The organism is Frankia sp. AgB32 (genome assembly GCF_023243045.1).
Lineage (GTDB): Bacteria > Actinomycetota > Actinomycetes > Frankiales > Frankiaceae > Frankia.
Map to the genome: position 1 here is coordinate 1 of NZ_JALKFX010000244.1, position 14,469 is coordinate 14,469.

The window sequence follows — 14,469 nt, forward strand, 5'->3', positions numbered from 1 at the left end:
GGCCGGGTAAGGGCCCGGCCGGCGGGGTGTCTCACCAGCGGACGGGCAGTGTCTCCGGACGGCCGATCGGCGCCTTGAGCTCGTAGTTCAGCTCGTCGGCGGGCACCGCGAGGCGCAGCTCGGGCAGCTTGTCCAGCAGCGCCGCGAGGGTCTCGGTCAGCTCCACCCGGGCCAGGTGGGCGCCGATGCAGTGGTGCGGGCCGTGACCGAAGGTCAGGTTCGTGACGGGCTCGCGGGTGAGGTCGAGCCGGTCGGGGTCGGCGAAGACCTCGGGGTCGCGGCTCATGGCCGCCAGCGGTACCACCACGACCTCGCCGGCGCGCACCACGAAGCCACCCAGGTCGACGTCCTCGGTCGCGACCCGCGGGAACGTCATCGACAGCGGGTGGTAGCGCAGCAGCTCCTCGACCGCCGTCGGCAACTGGGCGCGGTCGGCGACGAGCGACTCCCAGTGGGACCGGTCGGTCAGCAGAGTGGTGATCACGTTGCTGATGACGCCGCCGGTCGTCTCGAAACCGCCGATGAGCAGTGTCATGGCCAGCGAGTGCAGCTCCGCGTCGGTCAGGGGATCGCCGTCGGCCGCCGCGGCCTGCTCGTCGTTGGCGGCGAGGATGACGTCGAGCAGGCCGGTGGGCTCGCCGTCGGCGGGCGGCGCCGCCCGCCGCGCGCGGACCAGCTCACCGAGGTAGCCGTACAGCGCGCCCAGACCCGCCGCGGCCCCCTGCGGGTCGAGGTGGAAACGGAACAGCGACGCGCTCCAGGTGCGAATCTTCTCCCGGTCGAGGTCGGGCACGCCGAGCAGCTCGCAGATCACCTCGATCGGCAGGTGGAAGGCGAGGTCGCGCAGGTCGCCGGGCGCACCCTGGGCGATCATCGCGTCGATGCGGGCGCGGGCCGTGGCAGCGATCCCCGCCCGCATCCGCTCGATGCGGCGGTGGGCGAACCCGGCGTTGACCAGGCGGCGGATCCGGGTGTGCGCCGGCGGGTCGAGCCAGAGCAGCGAGTTGGGGTCGGGGATCTGGCCGGCGGTCAGCGGCGGGTTGAACGCGAGCGTGCGGGTGCGGGAGAAGCGCGGGTCGGCGAGCATCGCACGGGCCGGCGCGTACCGGACGACCAGCCAGATCGGCACCTGTCCCGGGCCGAACCGGACCCGGTGCGCCGGCGCCGCCCGGGCCAGTTCCGCCAGGTGTCCGGAGGGGTGCGGGGAGAAGGTGTCCGGGAACGGGAACGAGGGCAGGTCCTGGTCGCTCTCGGTGCGCACGGTTTCGGTGACCGACATCGGGACGTCCGTCCTTTCGGTGCCAGCTCCAGCGGAGCGGGGGGTTGGCGGGACCGATCGTCACATGTCCGTTGTTCCCTCGTTGCGAAAAGCGGCGGATAGCAGCCCAAGAGCGTTGATGTGGCAATTAATGCACACGGTGTTGCTTTTCGGTCGACGCTGGCAGGCAGTTGCCAGTGGGCAGCTGAGGGATTCGTCGCGGGTGACCGCGAACCCTCGAACTGGTGCCCCCGGCCGCCACCGGAGTGCCGATCTCAGCGTCGCACCGACAGATCGCGTTGACGCCGCGCGATCGCCGGGCCAGATTGGCGATGGGATAAAATTGCCCATTCCACCCAAACTGCCCATTCTCGGGTCTGTGTCGAGGAGAGGTTCGTGGCGCTACTGGTCCGCTGGTGCCAGCGGAACCGCTGGCTCGTCGTGGCGGTGTGGCTCGTGGCGATGATCGCCGGGCTGACCGCCGTCCAGGACGTCGGCTCGCGGTACAGCCTGGACCTCGGCAACGCCGGCGCCGAGTCCGCGCACGCGCTCGACCTCGTGGGCAAGGTCCTCAACGGCAACGGGCTGCCGGACAACGAGACGGTCACCGTGCGGGCCCGCCAGGGCACTGTGCAGGAGCCCGAGGTTCGTACCCGGGTCGCCGAGATGATCGCCCGGATCGGCAGGATCCCCGGTGTGGCGGGCGCGTTCGATCCCTACAGCCCCGCCGGCGCGGTGCCGATCGGTGGCTCGCCGCTGAGCGCGGACGGCCACGCGCTGATCTTCGCGGTGCTCATGAAGGGCTCGGCGACCGCGCCGGACACCGTCGCGATCCACCACCTGATGGACATCATCGCCGCCTACAACGGCCCGGACCTTCAGGTCGACGTCATCGGCCCGGGATCCACCGCGGTCACGCAGGCCGCGATCTCGCCGGGGCCGATTCTGATCGGGCTCGCCATCGCGCTGGTCCTGCTGGCCCTGACGGTCCGCTCACCCGCGGCCGTGGCGGTGTGCGCGCTGGCCGGCATGGCCTCCGTGGTCGGGTCGATCGTCGCCGTCACCCTGCTCTCGCACCGGGCCAGCATGATGGCACTGGCGCCGCTGCTCGCCGTGGTGCTGGCGTTCGGGATGAGCCTGGGCAGCGCCGTGGTCATCGTCAACCGCGCCCAGAACGGCCTGCGGGCCGGCCTGGCCCCGCCCGACGCGGTGCGGGCGGCGATGCGCCGGCCCGGCCGGGCGACCCTCGGCGGCGGGCTCGTCCTCGCGCTGGTCATGCTGGCGACCAGCGCGCTGCACCTCAACACGTTCGCCGGCCTCGCCCTGGCCGGCTTCGCCACCGCCGTGGTGAGCATCCTCGCCATCGCCACCCTGCTCCCGGCGATGCTGCGCATCGCCGGGCGCGGCCTGCTCGTCTGGGTCGAGCGCACCCAGCTTCGCGCCACCGGCGCCGGCCTGCCGGTGCGCCCGGGCCTGCGGTCCTGGTGGGCCGGCGCGCTGGGCCGCCACCCGCGGATCTACGCCGGCGCGGCGGTGCTGCTGCTGGTGGTGCTCGCGCTGCCCGTGGTCGGCCTGCGCCTCGGCGGCTCCGACGGCGGCGTCGACGCGACCTCCACCACCACCCGGCGGGCCTTCGACGTGATCAGCGACGAGTTCTTCCCCGGGCTCAACAGCCCGATCGTCGTCGTCGCCACGGGCCTCGCCGCCTCGCCGCCGCAGGCCTCGACCCACCTGGTCGACGCCCTCATGGCCACCCCCGGGGTGCAACGCTCCTTCATCTCGCTGCGCAACGACAAGGTCGACGGCGAGATGATCCAGGTCATCCCGCACGACGCGCCGCGCGCCAGGACGGTCAGCCAGCTGATCCACCAGCTGCGGACGAAGACGGTGCCGGCCGCCACCGAGGGCACCGCCCTGAAGGTCTACATCGGCGGCCAGACCGCGATCTTCGACGACGCGTCGGCCCGGTTCACCCAGATCCTGCCGGTCTTCATCGGCCTGGAACTCGCCATGCTCGGGCTGACCGTCCTGATCGCGCTGCGCTCGGTGCGGCACAGCATCGCGGTGATGGCCGCCAGCCTGCTGGCCCTCGCGGCGACCCTCGGGGTGATCACCACCATCTTCGTCGACGGCCGGTTCACCGCCGCGATGGGCGTGCGGTCCGGGCCGATCGAACCGTTCGTCCTCGGCCTGGTCATGATCATCGTGTTCGGCCTGGCGATCGGCATGCACCTGACGATGCTGAGCAGGCTGTGGGGCGCGGCGGGGGAGCGCAACCAGACCCAGGCGATCAGCAGCCGTCACGCCGACGTCGGCCACGTCGTGGTCGCCACCAACATGATCATGGTGGCGGTGTTCCTGTCGCTCGCCGCCCAACATGTGCGGATCATGAAACTGCTCGGCGTCGGACTGTCGGTCGGCGTGATCCTCGACGCGCTGGTCGTGCGGGTGATCCTGCTGCCGGCCCTGGTCCACCTCGTGGGCCTGGGCGGGCGGGGCGACGCCGTCACCACCCGGTCGAGGTCCACGGGCGCGAACCGGACCGGTGCCGGCGCAACCGGCCGCGTCGCCCGGCGCCACGCCCAGGCGACCAACCCCGGCGGCGCCGCCGGATCGCCCGCGGGCGACCCGGACGAGGCACGCAGGCCGCGGATCACGGTGCCGATCGCGCGACAGAAGGCGGGCGGAGCGCAGGCCACCGGCGGCGGCGCACGCCACGGCCGGGGCGCCGCCACCTCGCCGCAGCCCTCGACGGGCGGGCGACGACGCGCCTCCACACGACACTCCCGCGACGCCGCTACCGCCGCTCCCGCTCACACCGCCGCTCCCGCCCGCACCGGCGGGACACGCCGGGGAACCGGCATCTCCGACCGCGCGTCGGCGCGGTCGGGCCCGTCGCAGTCGGAGTCGTCGGCCTCCCGCCGGCCGTGGGACGCGGAGCAGACCCCCGGCTGGTCACGTTGGTCCGACTGACCTCGGACCAACCTCGCAGCAACGTCGAACCGACCGTCGTCCGGCCGGCGGATCGCCGCGGTCACGCGCCGACGGGATTGACGGCATCGGACAGCGCCCGGGCGGGCAAACCGAGCAGGAAGCCCTGGCCGAACCGGATGCCGGTGCCGCGGATGGCCCGCAGCTCCCCGGATGTCTCGATCCCCTCGGCGATCACACTGCCGCCGATCTCCTCGGCGACGTGGGCCAGGCCCGCGGCCACCGCGCGCCGCGCGGGATCGACGTCGATGCCCCTGGTCAGCGCGCAGTCCATCTTGATGATCTCCGGGTGGAGTCGGACGAGCTGTTCCAGTCCGGCGTAGCCGGCGCCGACGTCGTCCGCGGCGAAGCGGATGCCGAGGCGACGAAGGCGGTCGAGGTCGTCGACGACCACCGGGGTGTTCGCGATCCGCTCATGCTCGGTGATCTCCACCACGAGCCGGTCGGCGTCGCTGTCCTGCACGAGCTCGATCAACCCGGCCGACACGGTCGCCGCGGAGGAGTTGACCGCGAGACCGATCCGCGCCGGCAGGTGGGGGAGCACGGCCAGCGCGCCGCGGATCGCGGCGAGCTCCAGCTCGACGCCGAGCCCCACCGTGGCGGCCGCGGCGAACCAGCTGGCGGGATCGCGCCCGTCGGGGAACCGGGCCAGCGCCTCCACCCCGACGATGCGATGTCGCCGCAGGTCGAACACCGGCTGGAAGACCAGTTCCGGGCCGCCGCGGTCCAGCACCCGGCTGACGTTCGCCCACACCCGGGCGCGCCTCGCCCACGTCTGGCGCAGATCGGTCAGCGGCCCCCGCAACGTTGCCGCGACCATGCCCAGGAACCGGGCGTCACGGTCCCGTAGCAGGGGTTGGGCCTGGTGGGCCAGGGCGCCGAGCACGCCGTAGATCTGACCGGTGTCGTCGACGACCGGCGCGGCCGCGAAACTGCCGATCTCCAGCTCGCGGATGACGCGACTGGTGCTGGTGCGCGGATCGGCCCGGGTGTCGGGCACGAGCACCGGCTGCCCGTCGTGCAGGACCCGGTCGTACAGGCTGCCACGCAGGAGCATCGTCGAGCCCCGCACGAGCTGGAAGGACGACCCGGTCCCGGCGAGCACCTGGATGGTCAGCCGATCGCCGTCGACCCGGCCCAGCCAGGCGGTGTCCATGCCGAGCCGGCGGCGCAGCACGCCGAGCAGGTCGATCACCGACGTGGACGGCACCGGTGCGTCGACTGTCGGGGGCCCGGGCCGGGCGGCGGCCGTGACCGTCATCGAGCATCACCCCCTAGGCCGGGTGTTCCCGGCACCGGCGGACGCACACCCGCCCGCGGCGCCGCGTTGGCGCTCGATTGCGAGACGAAAGCCCAGGTCAGGGTGGGTATTTCGGCGCGCGGGGGTGTTCGGCGCACATCGCATGCTTTATGCCGGCGACACGGGGAAAGGCTGATGTAGGCGGTATCGGACCCGCCGAGACATCATGCGGAGGAGCCAGGGTGAGCGTGTTCGACAGTCTGTTGACCGGCCTCGACAACAAGGACCAGAACCGAACCCGTGAACTGATCGCCGACAGCGTCGCCACCGACCGCGCCGACGCGGTCGCCGGACGTCAGCCCGAGCGGCTCGTCGACTCGGGCAACCGCCGGCGACGCTCCCGCGCGGCTCTCGAAGGCCGCTGACCGACCCGACCCGACCCGACCCGATCTGGCGCCTGGCCGCCCAGCCCCGGCCGGCCCCCGGCCGCTGGTCCGGACAGTGGGTTCGTGGTCGGCCCCGAGAGCGGGCCGCGGCCAGCCTGGAGAGCGCAGCCGTGGCCGGGTCCGGAGAGTGGGCCGCGACCGGCGAGCCGGGGCCAGGCCGGGGCCTCAGCGGCCGAGTCGGGCCCGCACCTCGGGACGGCGCAGCGGCGGCACGGTCGCGGGAGGCTGGCGGCGGGCGGGCAGGGTGTCCAGCAGCCGGTGCACCGAGGCGGCGACCTCGGCGACGGCACTGTCCACGGCGGCGTCATACGCTGGTGAGGGGCGACGGACGCCGCTGACCTTGCGGACGAACTGGCGGGCAGCCGCCTCGATCTCCTCGTCCGTCGCCGCGGGCTCGAGACCTCGCAGCTCGGTGATGTTGCGGCACATTGACCCCCACGCTACCGCCGCCCGACGGTGGGAAGCCCGGGCGATCTCCACCCCGCCGGCGGCTTCGTGGAGGACAATGGCGTGGGGTGCCGCGACATGTCCCCGCGGGGTGCGGGTCCTGCTGGCAGCCCGCGTGGAGGGGAGTCGAGGGATCATGACAGACGGCTACTACGGCGAGTCGGCGGACCCGGGCCGCCGCGGCACCCGCCGGCGCGCGGACCGCTTCGCCCAGGCGCGGCGCCTGGCCGGCCAGGCCCGCCAGGATCGCACCACTGCCTGGTACATCCCGCTGGTCATCACCGTCGCCGCGGCCGGCGCCTCGTTCAGCGCCTTCGGCCACGCTTTCGGATTCCTGTACGCGCTGGTGCTCACGCTCGCGTTCGTCGCCCTGAGCTGGAACACGATCCGGCTCATGCCGACGGTGTCCGACGAGCTGCACGTGGCCCGCACGACCGGTCCGCGCCGGGCGTTCGCGCTCGTCAACACCCCCGTGCGCACGCGCGGGCCCTACCTGCTGGCCGCCGGCCTGCCGATCCTCATCGCGCTGGTCGCGACCGTCGGCTACTTCGTCCTCGCCGGCATCCTGCTCGTCGCCGTCATCGTCGGCGCCGCGATCGCCGCCGCCTGGGTCTTCGAACGCCGCTAGCCCGCCGCGCACCCGCGTCCAGGCATGAGCGGGCCACCGCGGGGGATCACTGTGCGCGGTCGGTGCCGACCTTGGTGATCTTGCCCGCGTGTCGCTCTGGTCGCTCTCTACGTGCTCTGTATGGCTCTGTACGGACAAATCAGGCGGGAAACCGTACAGAGGAACCACGTGGTCCCGCTGACGCGCAGACATCGGACGAAACGGGCAGGCTGGCCGTTGCGGGCGGTGACCGTGCCAGGGACCGGGTGGGCGCGGCCGCTCTCCGTCGTCCACGGCCGACAAGTCAGGTCTGCTCGTCCATGGCGGACGGGCCAGGGTCGCGCGCCTCGCCTCGGCGGACGTGGGGCGGCGGCGATCCGGCGGACCGGGTGGCCCAGCGGATGGTCGTGATGATGCCGAGGCCGGCGGCGCGGCCGAGGGTGGCGTCCACGGCGGGCAGGTAGGGCAGGCGCAGGGGCCAGCGCGTCCACGCCGGCATCAGCCCGACGGCGGCGCCGGCCAGCGCGCTGTACGGAGGGCGCGCGGCGAGCGGCAGCGGGGCCTGGAGCAGCAGGTAGCGGGCCGCGGAGCGGGCCTGCGGCGTCCCGGCGAGTTCCGGGCGGAACTCCCGCAGGGCCAGCGCGAGCCGCGCCGCGGTGCGCGGCGGATCGGGGATGCCGAGCCGCTCGGCGACGAACGCCGTGTCGGCGACGTACCCGTCGCACTCGGCCGGGCTCAGCCGGTGGGCGCCGTAGCGCTGGTAGGCGGCGAGGAAGCTGTCGACCTCGGCCACGTGCACCCAGCGCATGAGATGCGGATCGGAGGCGGCGTAGGTCCGCCCGTCCGGGGCGACGCCGCGCACGCGGCGGTGCACGGCCCGCACCCGCCCGACGGCCTGCTCGGCCTCCTCGGCCGGGCCGAACGTCGTGGCCGCCAGGAAGAAGCTGGTGCGCTGGAGGCGGCCCCACGGGTCGTGGCGGTAGTCCGAGTGCTGCGCGACGCCGGCGATCGCCAGCGGGTGCAGCGACTGAAGCAGCAGCGCCCGCAGCCCACCGACGAACATCGACGCGTCCGCGTGCACGCGCCGGATGGGCCGGTCGTCGGCGAACCAGCGCTCGCCCTCGGCAGCGAAGATCCGTTCCCGCCGCGCCGGACCCTCCGCGCCGGCGACCCGGCGCAGCACCTGGCTGCCAAGCCAGTCCCGCAGCTCGCCGGCCTGTCCGGACATTCGCGTGTGCGTGACCACCGTTCCATCATGCGCCGACCCGCTCGGCGCGGGCGCCCGGATGCACCGCCACCGTGTCCCTACTGCGGCTCACGCCGGGCCGGTGACGGCGGGGCGAGGGCGGCGAGGATCGCGTCCATCGTTGACCACCAAGATAATCAACGGTGTTGATGGTGGCCCGCGGCGCCCGCGCGGGTCCGCAACGGCAGTGCGGGCCGCGGACCCGGCGGGGCGCGCCGGGCGGGCGATCAGCCGACGGCCTCGTCGGTGGGCTCGGGCCGCAGGACCCGGGCCGAGCGAGGCGAGGGGCCGGGGCGGCGCGGTTCGCGCACGCCCGCCGAGCCGCCGCCGCGGTTCAGCCAGAGGGTGACCAGGGAGCCGGCCGGAACGCGGGCGCCGGCCTGCGGGATCTGGGCGGTGACCACCCCCTGCGGCTCCTCGTCGACGGCCGCCTTCCAGTCGTCCGGCCCGGCGTCCGGCCCGGCGCCCGGCCCGGCGCCCGGCTCGGCGCCCACCAGCCCGACGCCGACGAGGCGATAGCGGGCGGCCTCCCACGACATGCCGACCACGTCGGGCACGACGACCGACAACCGCAACCGGCGCGCCGCCCGGTCGATCATCTTCGGCGGGGCCGGGAGCCCTTCCGGATCCGGCTCACGGCCGGCCCGCAGGCCCCGGGTGGCCCGTTCGACGAGGTCGGCGGCGAGCGAGTCCAGGGAGCCGGCCGGCGCGGCGCGGGCCTCGGCCGGCGGGGTCTCGTCGAGGTCACGCCAGCGTTCCCAGGCGGACTGGCGGGTGACGCCGAGCCGGACGGCGATCTCCGTCCACGACCGGCGGCCGCGGCGGGCGGAGCGCACCGCGTCGAGTTCGGCCTGGTCGAGCAGCCGGCGCAGCAGCCCGATGTCGGACAGCGCGGTCAGCGCGGCCTCGGCGTCCGTCGCGGGCACGCCGGGAGCGCCGGCCGGGTCCGGCGGGGGAGCCCCGGCCCGGTCCGGATCGTCGGCGGGGGTCGCCGATGACGATCTGTGCCGCCAGGCGTCGAGCCGTTGCCAGGCGCGGCGTGCCTCCGGCCAGGGACCGGTGTCCTCGTCCACGGCCGTCAGGATACCCTGACAGCCCGCCGCTCGCCGGAGTGCCGCCGAGCCGGGGCGCTCAGCAGAGCGGGGCGGGGCGGGCGCCGAAGCGGACGGCGAGCAGCGCCGTGTCGTCCTCGTGGCCGGCGGAGCGGCCCAGCGCCGCCAGCGCCTGGTCGCAGATCTCGTCGGGGCTGCCGCCGACGGGAACGCAGGCGCGCAGCAGCTCCATGCCCTCGTCGAACGGGCGCGCCCGGTCCTCGACGAGACCGTCGGTGTACAGCAGCAGCGTGCTGCCCGGTTCGACGGTCAGCTCCGTCTCGGCGTAGTCCGGCAGACCGGCGCTCAGCGGCGGTCCCGGGTCGACCGGCACATACCGGGCCGGTCCGCGCGGCGGGATCAGCAGCGGTGGCAGATGCCCGGCGGAGGCGAGGACGAGCCGGCCGTCCGCCGGGTCGTACACCGCGAGTGCCGCCGTCGCGGTACGGCTCTGCTCCAACCGGCAGGCCGCCGCGTCGAGCAGGGTGAGCACGGCACCGGGGCTGGTCTGGTCGACGATGTGCGCCCGCACCGCGGCCCGCAGCTGGCCCATGGCCGCCGCGGCGTGGATGCCGTGGCCCATCACGTCGCCGATGACCAGGGCGACGCGGCCGTCGTCGACGGGCAGGACGTCGTACCAGTCGCCGCCGACCAGCGCGCCGGCGCTGCCGGGCAGGTAACGCCAGGCGACCGCGAGCCCGGGCACCCGCGGCAGCTGCTGGGGCAGCAGGCTGCGCTGCAGGGTCACCGCGGTGCCGCGTTCGTGTTCGTACTGGCGGGCGTTGCCGATCGCCACGGTGGCCCGGTCGACCAGTTCGGCGATGACGCGGTGGTCGTCGTCGGCGTAGACGCGGCCCTCGGCGGCGACGAGGGAGACCGCGGCGACCGGGCGCCCGCCGAGCACCAGCGGCAGCGCGAGCCGGGTACCGTCCGGCGACCGGGCGGGCCGGCCGGTGCGCAGCGCCTGGGTCATCCCGTGCCGGTCCGGGACGAGCCGGCGGATCGGGACCGTCCGGCGCACGCCACCGTCCTGCGCGGCCGGCGAGTCCAGCCCGTCGGACGGCCCGGTCGGCGCACCGTCACCAGCAGGGTCGAGACCGCCGAGGCCGAGGCCGGCGCGGTCGGTCCGGTCGGCGGCGGCGCGGCCGGCGGGCGCCGGGTTCAGGTCGGCGCGATCGGCGGCGGCGACCACCTGCACGCCACCTTCGTCGTCGACCCGGCAGGCCGACGCCCGCGTCGCGTGCCACGGCACGAGCAGGCCGACGAGATGTTCCAGAATCCGCGAGGTGTCCAGGGTGGAGGTGAACAGGTCGGTCGCGGCGGCGAACAGGGTGGTGCGCTCGCGGGCGGCCCGCTCGACGGTGAACAGCCGGGCCCGTTCCAGCGCCAGGCCCGTCTGCGCCGCCAGCGCCTGGACGAACGATCGCTCGTCGTCGTCGAACAGCCGCGGATGGTCGAAGGAGAACCGCAGCGCGCCGAGGGTGCGCTCGCCGGAGAACAGCGGCAGCACGCACATCGACACCGCCGTCGGCTCCAGCTCGGCGAGATCGGGGTAGCGGGAGTCCCGCTCCCGGCGGGACTCCAGCCACACCGGCTCGCCGGTGCGCAGCGCGTCGGCGGCCGGCAGCCGGTCGGTGAGCCGCTCCGCCCGCAACGTCGCCACCATGCTCTCGCCGTAACCCACCGAGCCGGGCACCGCCATCCGCCCGGCTCCCTGCGGGATCAGCAGTACCCCGCCGGCGGCGCCGAGCACCGCGGCCCCCTCGACGACGACGGTGGCGGCGACCTGCTCGGGGGTGGTCGCCCGGGCGAGCGCGGCGGTGACGCGCTGCAGCCGGGCGGCGCGTTCCGCGGTGCGCTGGGCGGCCACGACGACGTCGAGGGTGTCGAGCAGGTACTGCTCGAAACTGCGCGCGACGACCGGTCCGCCACCGCGTTCGGCGCCGTGCAGCTGCTCGACGAGCGACCCGATGTACCAGCGACGGAACGCCACATGCTGCGGCGGCGACTCGACGGTCAGCAGCCGCGCGGCCCGGGCGTAGTCCTCGATCTCCTCCAGGGCGGCGAGGTACCGCTCGGCGTCGTCCGCCGCGCTCGGCGGGAGCACCAGCTCCAGCGGCGTGCGCAGGTGACCCGAGGCGGACGCGGCCAACGCCTGGCGTTTGATCGCCTGGCGGGGCCCGGCGAACCTGGTCGTCACGGTCGTCAGCAGCTCGCCGAGCCGTTCGGGCAGCGCGGCGCTCGTCCCGGACGCCGCGCCGCCCACCGCGAGGGTGAACTCGCGGACCAGGCCGTCCACGTGGTTCTTCGCGGCCAGCAGCAGAGCGGTCGGTACGTCACCGAGCCGGACGAGGTGACCGGGGGAGGACAGCGGCAGCCCCGGGACCGGCACGGTTGCCTGGGCGGGCACGGTGGACAGGGCCGGCAACCCGGACAGGGCGGGCACGGTGGACAGGGCCGGCGCGGCGGGCATCGTCAGCCCGCGGATGCCCGACAGCCCCCGGACCTCGGGCGCTGCCGCGTCGGGTGCGGATCCGCCGGCGCTGTCGGCGGGGCGGTCCCCGCCCTCGCCGCGGAACTCCGCCCAGACGATCTTCCCGGTGGGCGTCGGATCGACGCCCCACCGGCTGGCCGCCGCCGCGACCAGGGCCATCCCCCGCCCGGTCAGCCCGTCGCCGCCGACCGGTGGACGCACCGGCACGATCCGGCTGGCGTCGTCGACCTCCACCCGCAGGGCCGCCCCACCGGTAAGGATGCGCACCTCGACCGGCGGCAGGCCGTGCAGCAGGGCGTTCGTCGTCAGCTCACTGACGACGAGCTGGACGTCGTCGATCACCGACTCCCACCGGCCGCCGGTGAGCTGGCTCGCCGCGGCGCGGCGCACCTGGTCGAGACCGGCCGAACGGCCCTCCAGCCGGATGACCGTCATCGCGCCGACCGCGCCGTCGAACTCACCCGACTCCGCCGGCCCGACCGCGTCGTTCCCCGCGGGCTCGCTGAACCCGTTCACACTGACCGGCCTCCCGCCCGGCCGACCACCCACGGTGCCGGCCAACGATGACGCCCGACGAGACGCGGCCTGCTGAACTGGGCCTCCGCGACAACTCCGTCTTGCGAGACGTCCAGGCCTTCCGAGACGTCCAGGATGCCAGACTAGCCGCGCCCGACCCGCCCGTACGGCCCGACCGGGGGTGTCCGAAAGCATGGCGCTCGCTGCGGCGCGGAGCTGCCACGGTCGGTAGAGGTGCACGCGCCCCGGGTGGGCCGGCGGTCAGGCGGACGGTGCGGTAGGCGCGGCGGAGGAGGTGGGCGTGGCGGCGGAGGTGGTGAACAGCTCGCCGATGGCGCGGATCGCGGTGAGCAGCTCGCGGGGCTCGACGACCTGGAACGGGGCGCCGACGATGCCGAGCAGCATCGCCGCCCAGGCCGGGGTCGCCGCCTCCATCCGCAGCCGGCAGCTGGTCGCGTCGATCGCCTCGACCTGCGCCCAGCCGCCGACGACCGCCGTGACCTGCCGGGCGGGCGCGCAGACGACGGCGAGGACCTGGTGGCGGGGCAGCGCGCCGTCGACGCCGCGGCGGACGTAGGACGCGGCGTCCTCGTCCGGCGGCGGACGGGGATGGAAACGGCGACCCGTCGTCGCGGGGGCGCTGATGCGGTCGACACGGAAGGTGCGCCAGTCGTCCCGGTCGACGTCGGCGGCCAGCAGGTACCAGCGGCCACCGAGGGCGACCAGCCGGTACGGCTCGACGCGGCGCGCGCTGCCCTCACCGGCACGGTCGGTGTAGGCGAAACGCACCTCCTCCTGCGCCCGGCACGCCGACGCGAGCGCCGTCAGGACCGCCACGTCGACACTCGGCCCGGCCAGCGGCGCCGGCACCGTGTAGGTGGCGACCGCGTCGACCTGGTGGCGCAGCCGCGGCGGCAGCAGCCCGGCGACCTTCGCGAGCGCCCGCACCGAGGTCTCCCCGACCCCGGCGACCGCGCCGGCGGCGGCGGTGCGCAGCCCCACGGCGACGGCGACGGCCTCCTCGTCGTCGAGCAGCAGCGGCGGCATCGCCGTGCCGGCGCGCAGCCGGTAGCCGCCGGCCACCCCGGGGGTGGCCTCGACGGGGTAGCCGAGCTCCCGCAGCCGGTCGATGTCGCGGCGCAGCGTGCGGGGGCTCACGGCCAGCCGGTCGGCGAGCTCGCCGCCGGGCCAGTGCCGCTGGGTCTGCAGCAGCGACAGCAGCCGCAGCATCCGGGCACTGGGATCGGCCATCGCGCCTAGGCGCCGACGGGAGCGGGCAGATCGATGACGATGACGCTGATGTTGTCGGCGCCGCCGGCCGTGAGCGCCACCGTGGTCAGGTGCCGGGCGACGGCGAGCGCCGACGCGCCGGGCGGGAGCTGCGCGATGCGGGCCGCGAGGTCCTGCGCCGCCGAGACGTAGTTCCACAGCCCGTCGCTGCACACCACCACCCGACCGGGGCCCGTCAGTTCCTCGGAGATCACCTGGGGGACCGTCGAGGAGCTGCCCGACCCGATCCACTGGGTGATGGTGTGCGCGCCCGGGCCGGTCTCGGCCTGCTCCGGCGGCAGCAGGCCGGCGCGCACCGCGGCCGCGGACAGGGTGTCGTCCTCGGTCAGCAGCCGCGCGCCGGCCTGGTCGAGCAGATACGCCCGGCTGTCGCCGAGCCAGCCGACGCTCACCCGGTCCGCCGTGACGATCGCGGCGACGAACGTGCACGCCGGGCTGTCGCCGTCGAGGGTCGCGGCGTCGAGCACGCTGCGATGCGCGACGGCGGCGGCGGCCCGCAGCGCGCTGGGCTGCCAGGGGGCGACGGACCCGCCCGGCGGCTCCGTCGGGTGACGGCGCGGGCCGAGCGGGCGGGTGTCCTCGGTCACCGAGGTGACGTTCGCCGCGGCGCGGGTGTCCTCGTCCCGCGGGCCGTCCTGGGCGTACTGGTCCGCACCGTCGCGTTCGACGCCGCGGGGGGCGGCCGGGTCGTCGGACTCACCCGGGTGAGCCGACGGCGCCGTCAGCGTGGTGGCGACGTGGACGAGCAGCCCGACGGCGGCCCCGGCCGCCGCGGCGGCGGCCCGGCCCGCACCCCGCGCCGGGCCCACCCCCGCCCCCCAAAACCCCCCCGCCCCCCCCCCC

11 protein-coding genes are annotated in these 14,469 nt (G+C 75.2%); 3 read left to right on the forward strand and 8 right to left on the reverse strand.

All coding sequences use genetic code 11. From position 1 onward, the window contains the following. Window positions 1-31: 31 nt before the first annotated feature. Window positions 32-1,279 carry a cytochrome P450 gene (locus MXD60_RS27120; protein ID WP_248822533.1) on the reverse strand — a complete coding sequence of 416 codons (1,248 nt, stop codon included), beginning with the start codon at window positions 1,277-1,279 and terminating at the stop codon, window positions 32-34. 375 nt (window positions 1,280-1,654) lie between these two features. Here MXD60_RS27120 and MXD60_RS27125 point away from each other — a divergent pair, with 375 nt between their 5' ends. Continuing rightward, window positions 1,655-4,231, forward strand: coding sequence for an MMPL family transporter (locus tag MXD60_RS27125; protein WP_248822534.1), 2,577 nt, complete (start codon window positions 1,655-1,657; stop codon window positions 4,229-4,231). 61 nt (window positions 4,232-4,292) lie between these two features. On the opposite strand, the gene MXD60_RS27130 is transcribed toward MXD60_RS27125, so the two are convergent. Next, on the reverse strand, window positions 4,293-5,510 hold the full coding sequence (locus MXD60_RS27130; protein ID WP_248822535.1) for a sensor domain-containing phosphodiesterase: 1,218 nt from the start codon (window positions 5,508-5,510) through the stop codon (window positions 4,293-4,295). Between the two features lie 221 nt (window positions 5,511-5,731). On the opposite strand from MXD60_RS27130, the gene MXD60_RS27135 reads away from it, so the two are divergent. Next, window positions 5,732-5,914 carry a hypothetical protein gene (locus tag MXD60_RS27135; RefSeq protein ID WP_248822536.1) on the forward strand — a complete coding sequence of 61 codons (183 nt, stop codon included), beginning with the start codon at window positions 5,732-5,734 and terminating at the stop codon, window positions 5,912-5,914. A gap of 186 nt (window positions 5,915-6,100) precedes the next feature. Here MXD60_RS27135 and MXD60_RS27140 read toward each other — a convergent pair whose 3' ends face one another. Then, window positions 6,101-6,364, reverse strand: coding sequence for a DUF2277 domain-containing protein (locus MXD60_RS27140; protein WP_248822537.1), 264 nt, complete (start codon window positions 6,362-6,364; stop codon window positions 6,101-6,103). Between the two features lie 154 nt (window positions 6,365-6,518). Between MXD60_RS27140 and MXD60_RS27145 the strand changes: the two genes are divergently transcribed. Continuing rightward, window positions 6,519-7,010: a hypothetical protein gene (locus MXD60_RS27145; protein WP_248822538.1), complete on the forward strand. Its 492-nt coding sequence runs from the start codon at window positions 6,519-6,521 to the stop codon at window positions 7,008-7,010. Between the two features lie 283 nt (window positions 7,011-7,293). Here the strand turns inward: MXD60_RS27145 and MXD60_RS27150 are convergent, their stop codons facing one another. The 5 genes from MXD60_RS27150 to MXD60_RS27170 all read right to left on the reverse strand — a co-directional run. Continuing rightward, on the reverse strand, window positions 7,294-8,217 hold the full coding sequence (locus MXD60_RS27150; RefSeq protein WP_248822543.1) for an oxygenase MpaB family protein: 924 nt from the start codon (window positions 8,215-8,217) through the stop codon (window positions 7,294-7,296). 245 nt (window positions 8,218-8,462) lie between these two features. Continuing rightward, window positions 8,463-9,308 (reverse strand): PASTA domain-containing protein, encoded by an 846-nt coding sequence (locus MXD60_RS29595; RefSeq protein ID WP_248822539.1) that lies wholly within the window; start codon window positions 9,306-9,308, stop codon window positions 8,463-8,465. Between the two features lie 58 nt (window positions 9,309-9,366). Beyond that, a complete protein-coding gene (locus MXD60_RS27160; protein ID WP_248822540.1) occupies window positions 9,367-12,336 on the reverse strand; it encodes a SpoIIE family protein phosphatase in 2,970 nt (989 codons plus the stop codon). A 261-nt stretch (window positions 12,337-12,597) separates the two neighbouring features. After that, window positions 12,598-13,587 (reverse strand): helix-turn-helix transcriptional regulator, encoded by a 990-nt coding sequence (locus MXD60_RS27165; protein ID WP_248822541.1) that lies wholly within the window; start codon window positions 13,585-13,587, stop codon window positions 12,598-12,600. 5 nt (window positions 13,588-13,592) lie between these two features. Continuing rightward, the coding region (locus MXD60_RS27170) for a PP2C family protein-serine/threonine phosphatase (RefSeq protein WP_248822542.1) at window positions 13,593-14,469 on the reverse strand (877 nt) is incomplete at its 5' end.

Excerpts from the sequence above, each read along its gene's own strand:
- MXD60_RS27140 (WP_248822537.1), bottom strand. The coding sequence starts at position 6,364 with ATGTGCCGCAACATCACCGAGCTGCGAGGTCTCGAGCCCGCGGCGACG.
- MXD60_RS27145 (WP_248822538.1), top strand. The coding sequence starts at position 6,519 with ATGACAGACGGCTACTACGGCGAGTCGGCGGACCCGGGCCGCCGCGGC.
- MXD60_RS27120 (WP_248822533.1), bottom strand. The coding sequence starts at position 1,279 with ATGTCGGTCACCGAAACCGTGCGCACCGAGAGCGACCAGGACCTGCCC.
- MXD60_RS27150 (WP_248822543.1), bottom strand. The coding sequence starts at position 8,217 with ATGTCCGGACAGGCCGGCGAGCTGCGGGACTGGCTTGGCAGCCAGGTG.
- MXD60_RS27130 (WP_248822535.1), bottom strand. The coding sequence starts at position 5,510 with ATGACGGTCACGGCCGCCGCCCGGCCCGGGCCCCCGACAGTCGACGCA.
- MXD60_RS27165 (WP_248822541.1), bottom strand. The coding sequence starts at position 13,587 with ATGGCCGATCCCAGTGCCCGGATGCTGCGGCTGCTGTCGCTGCTGCAG.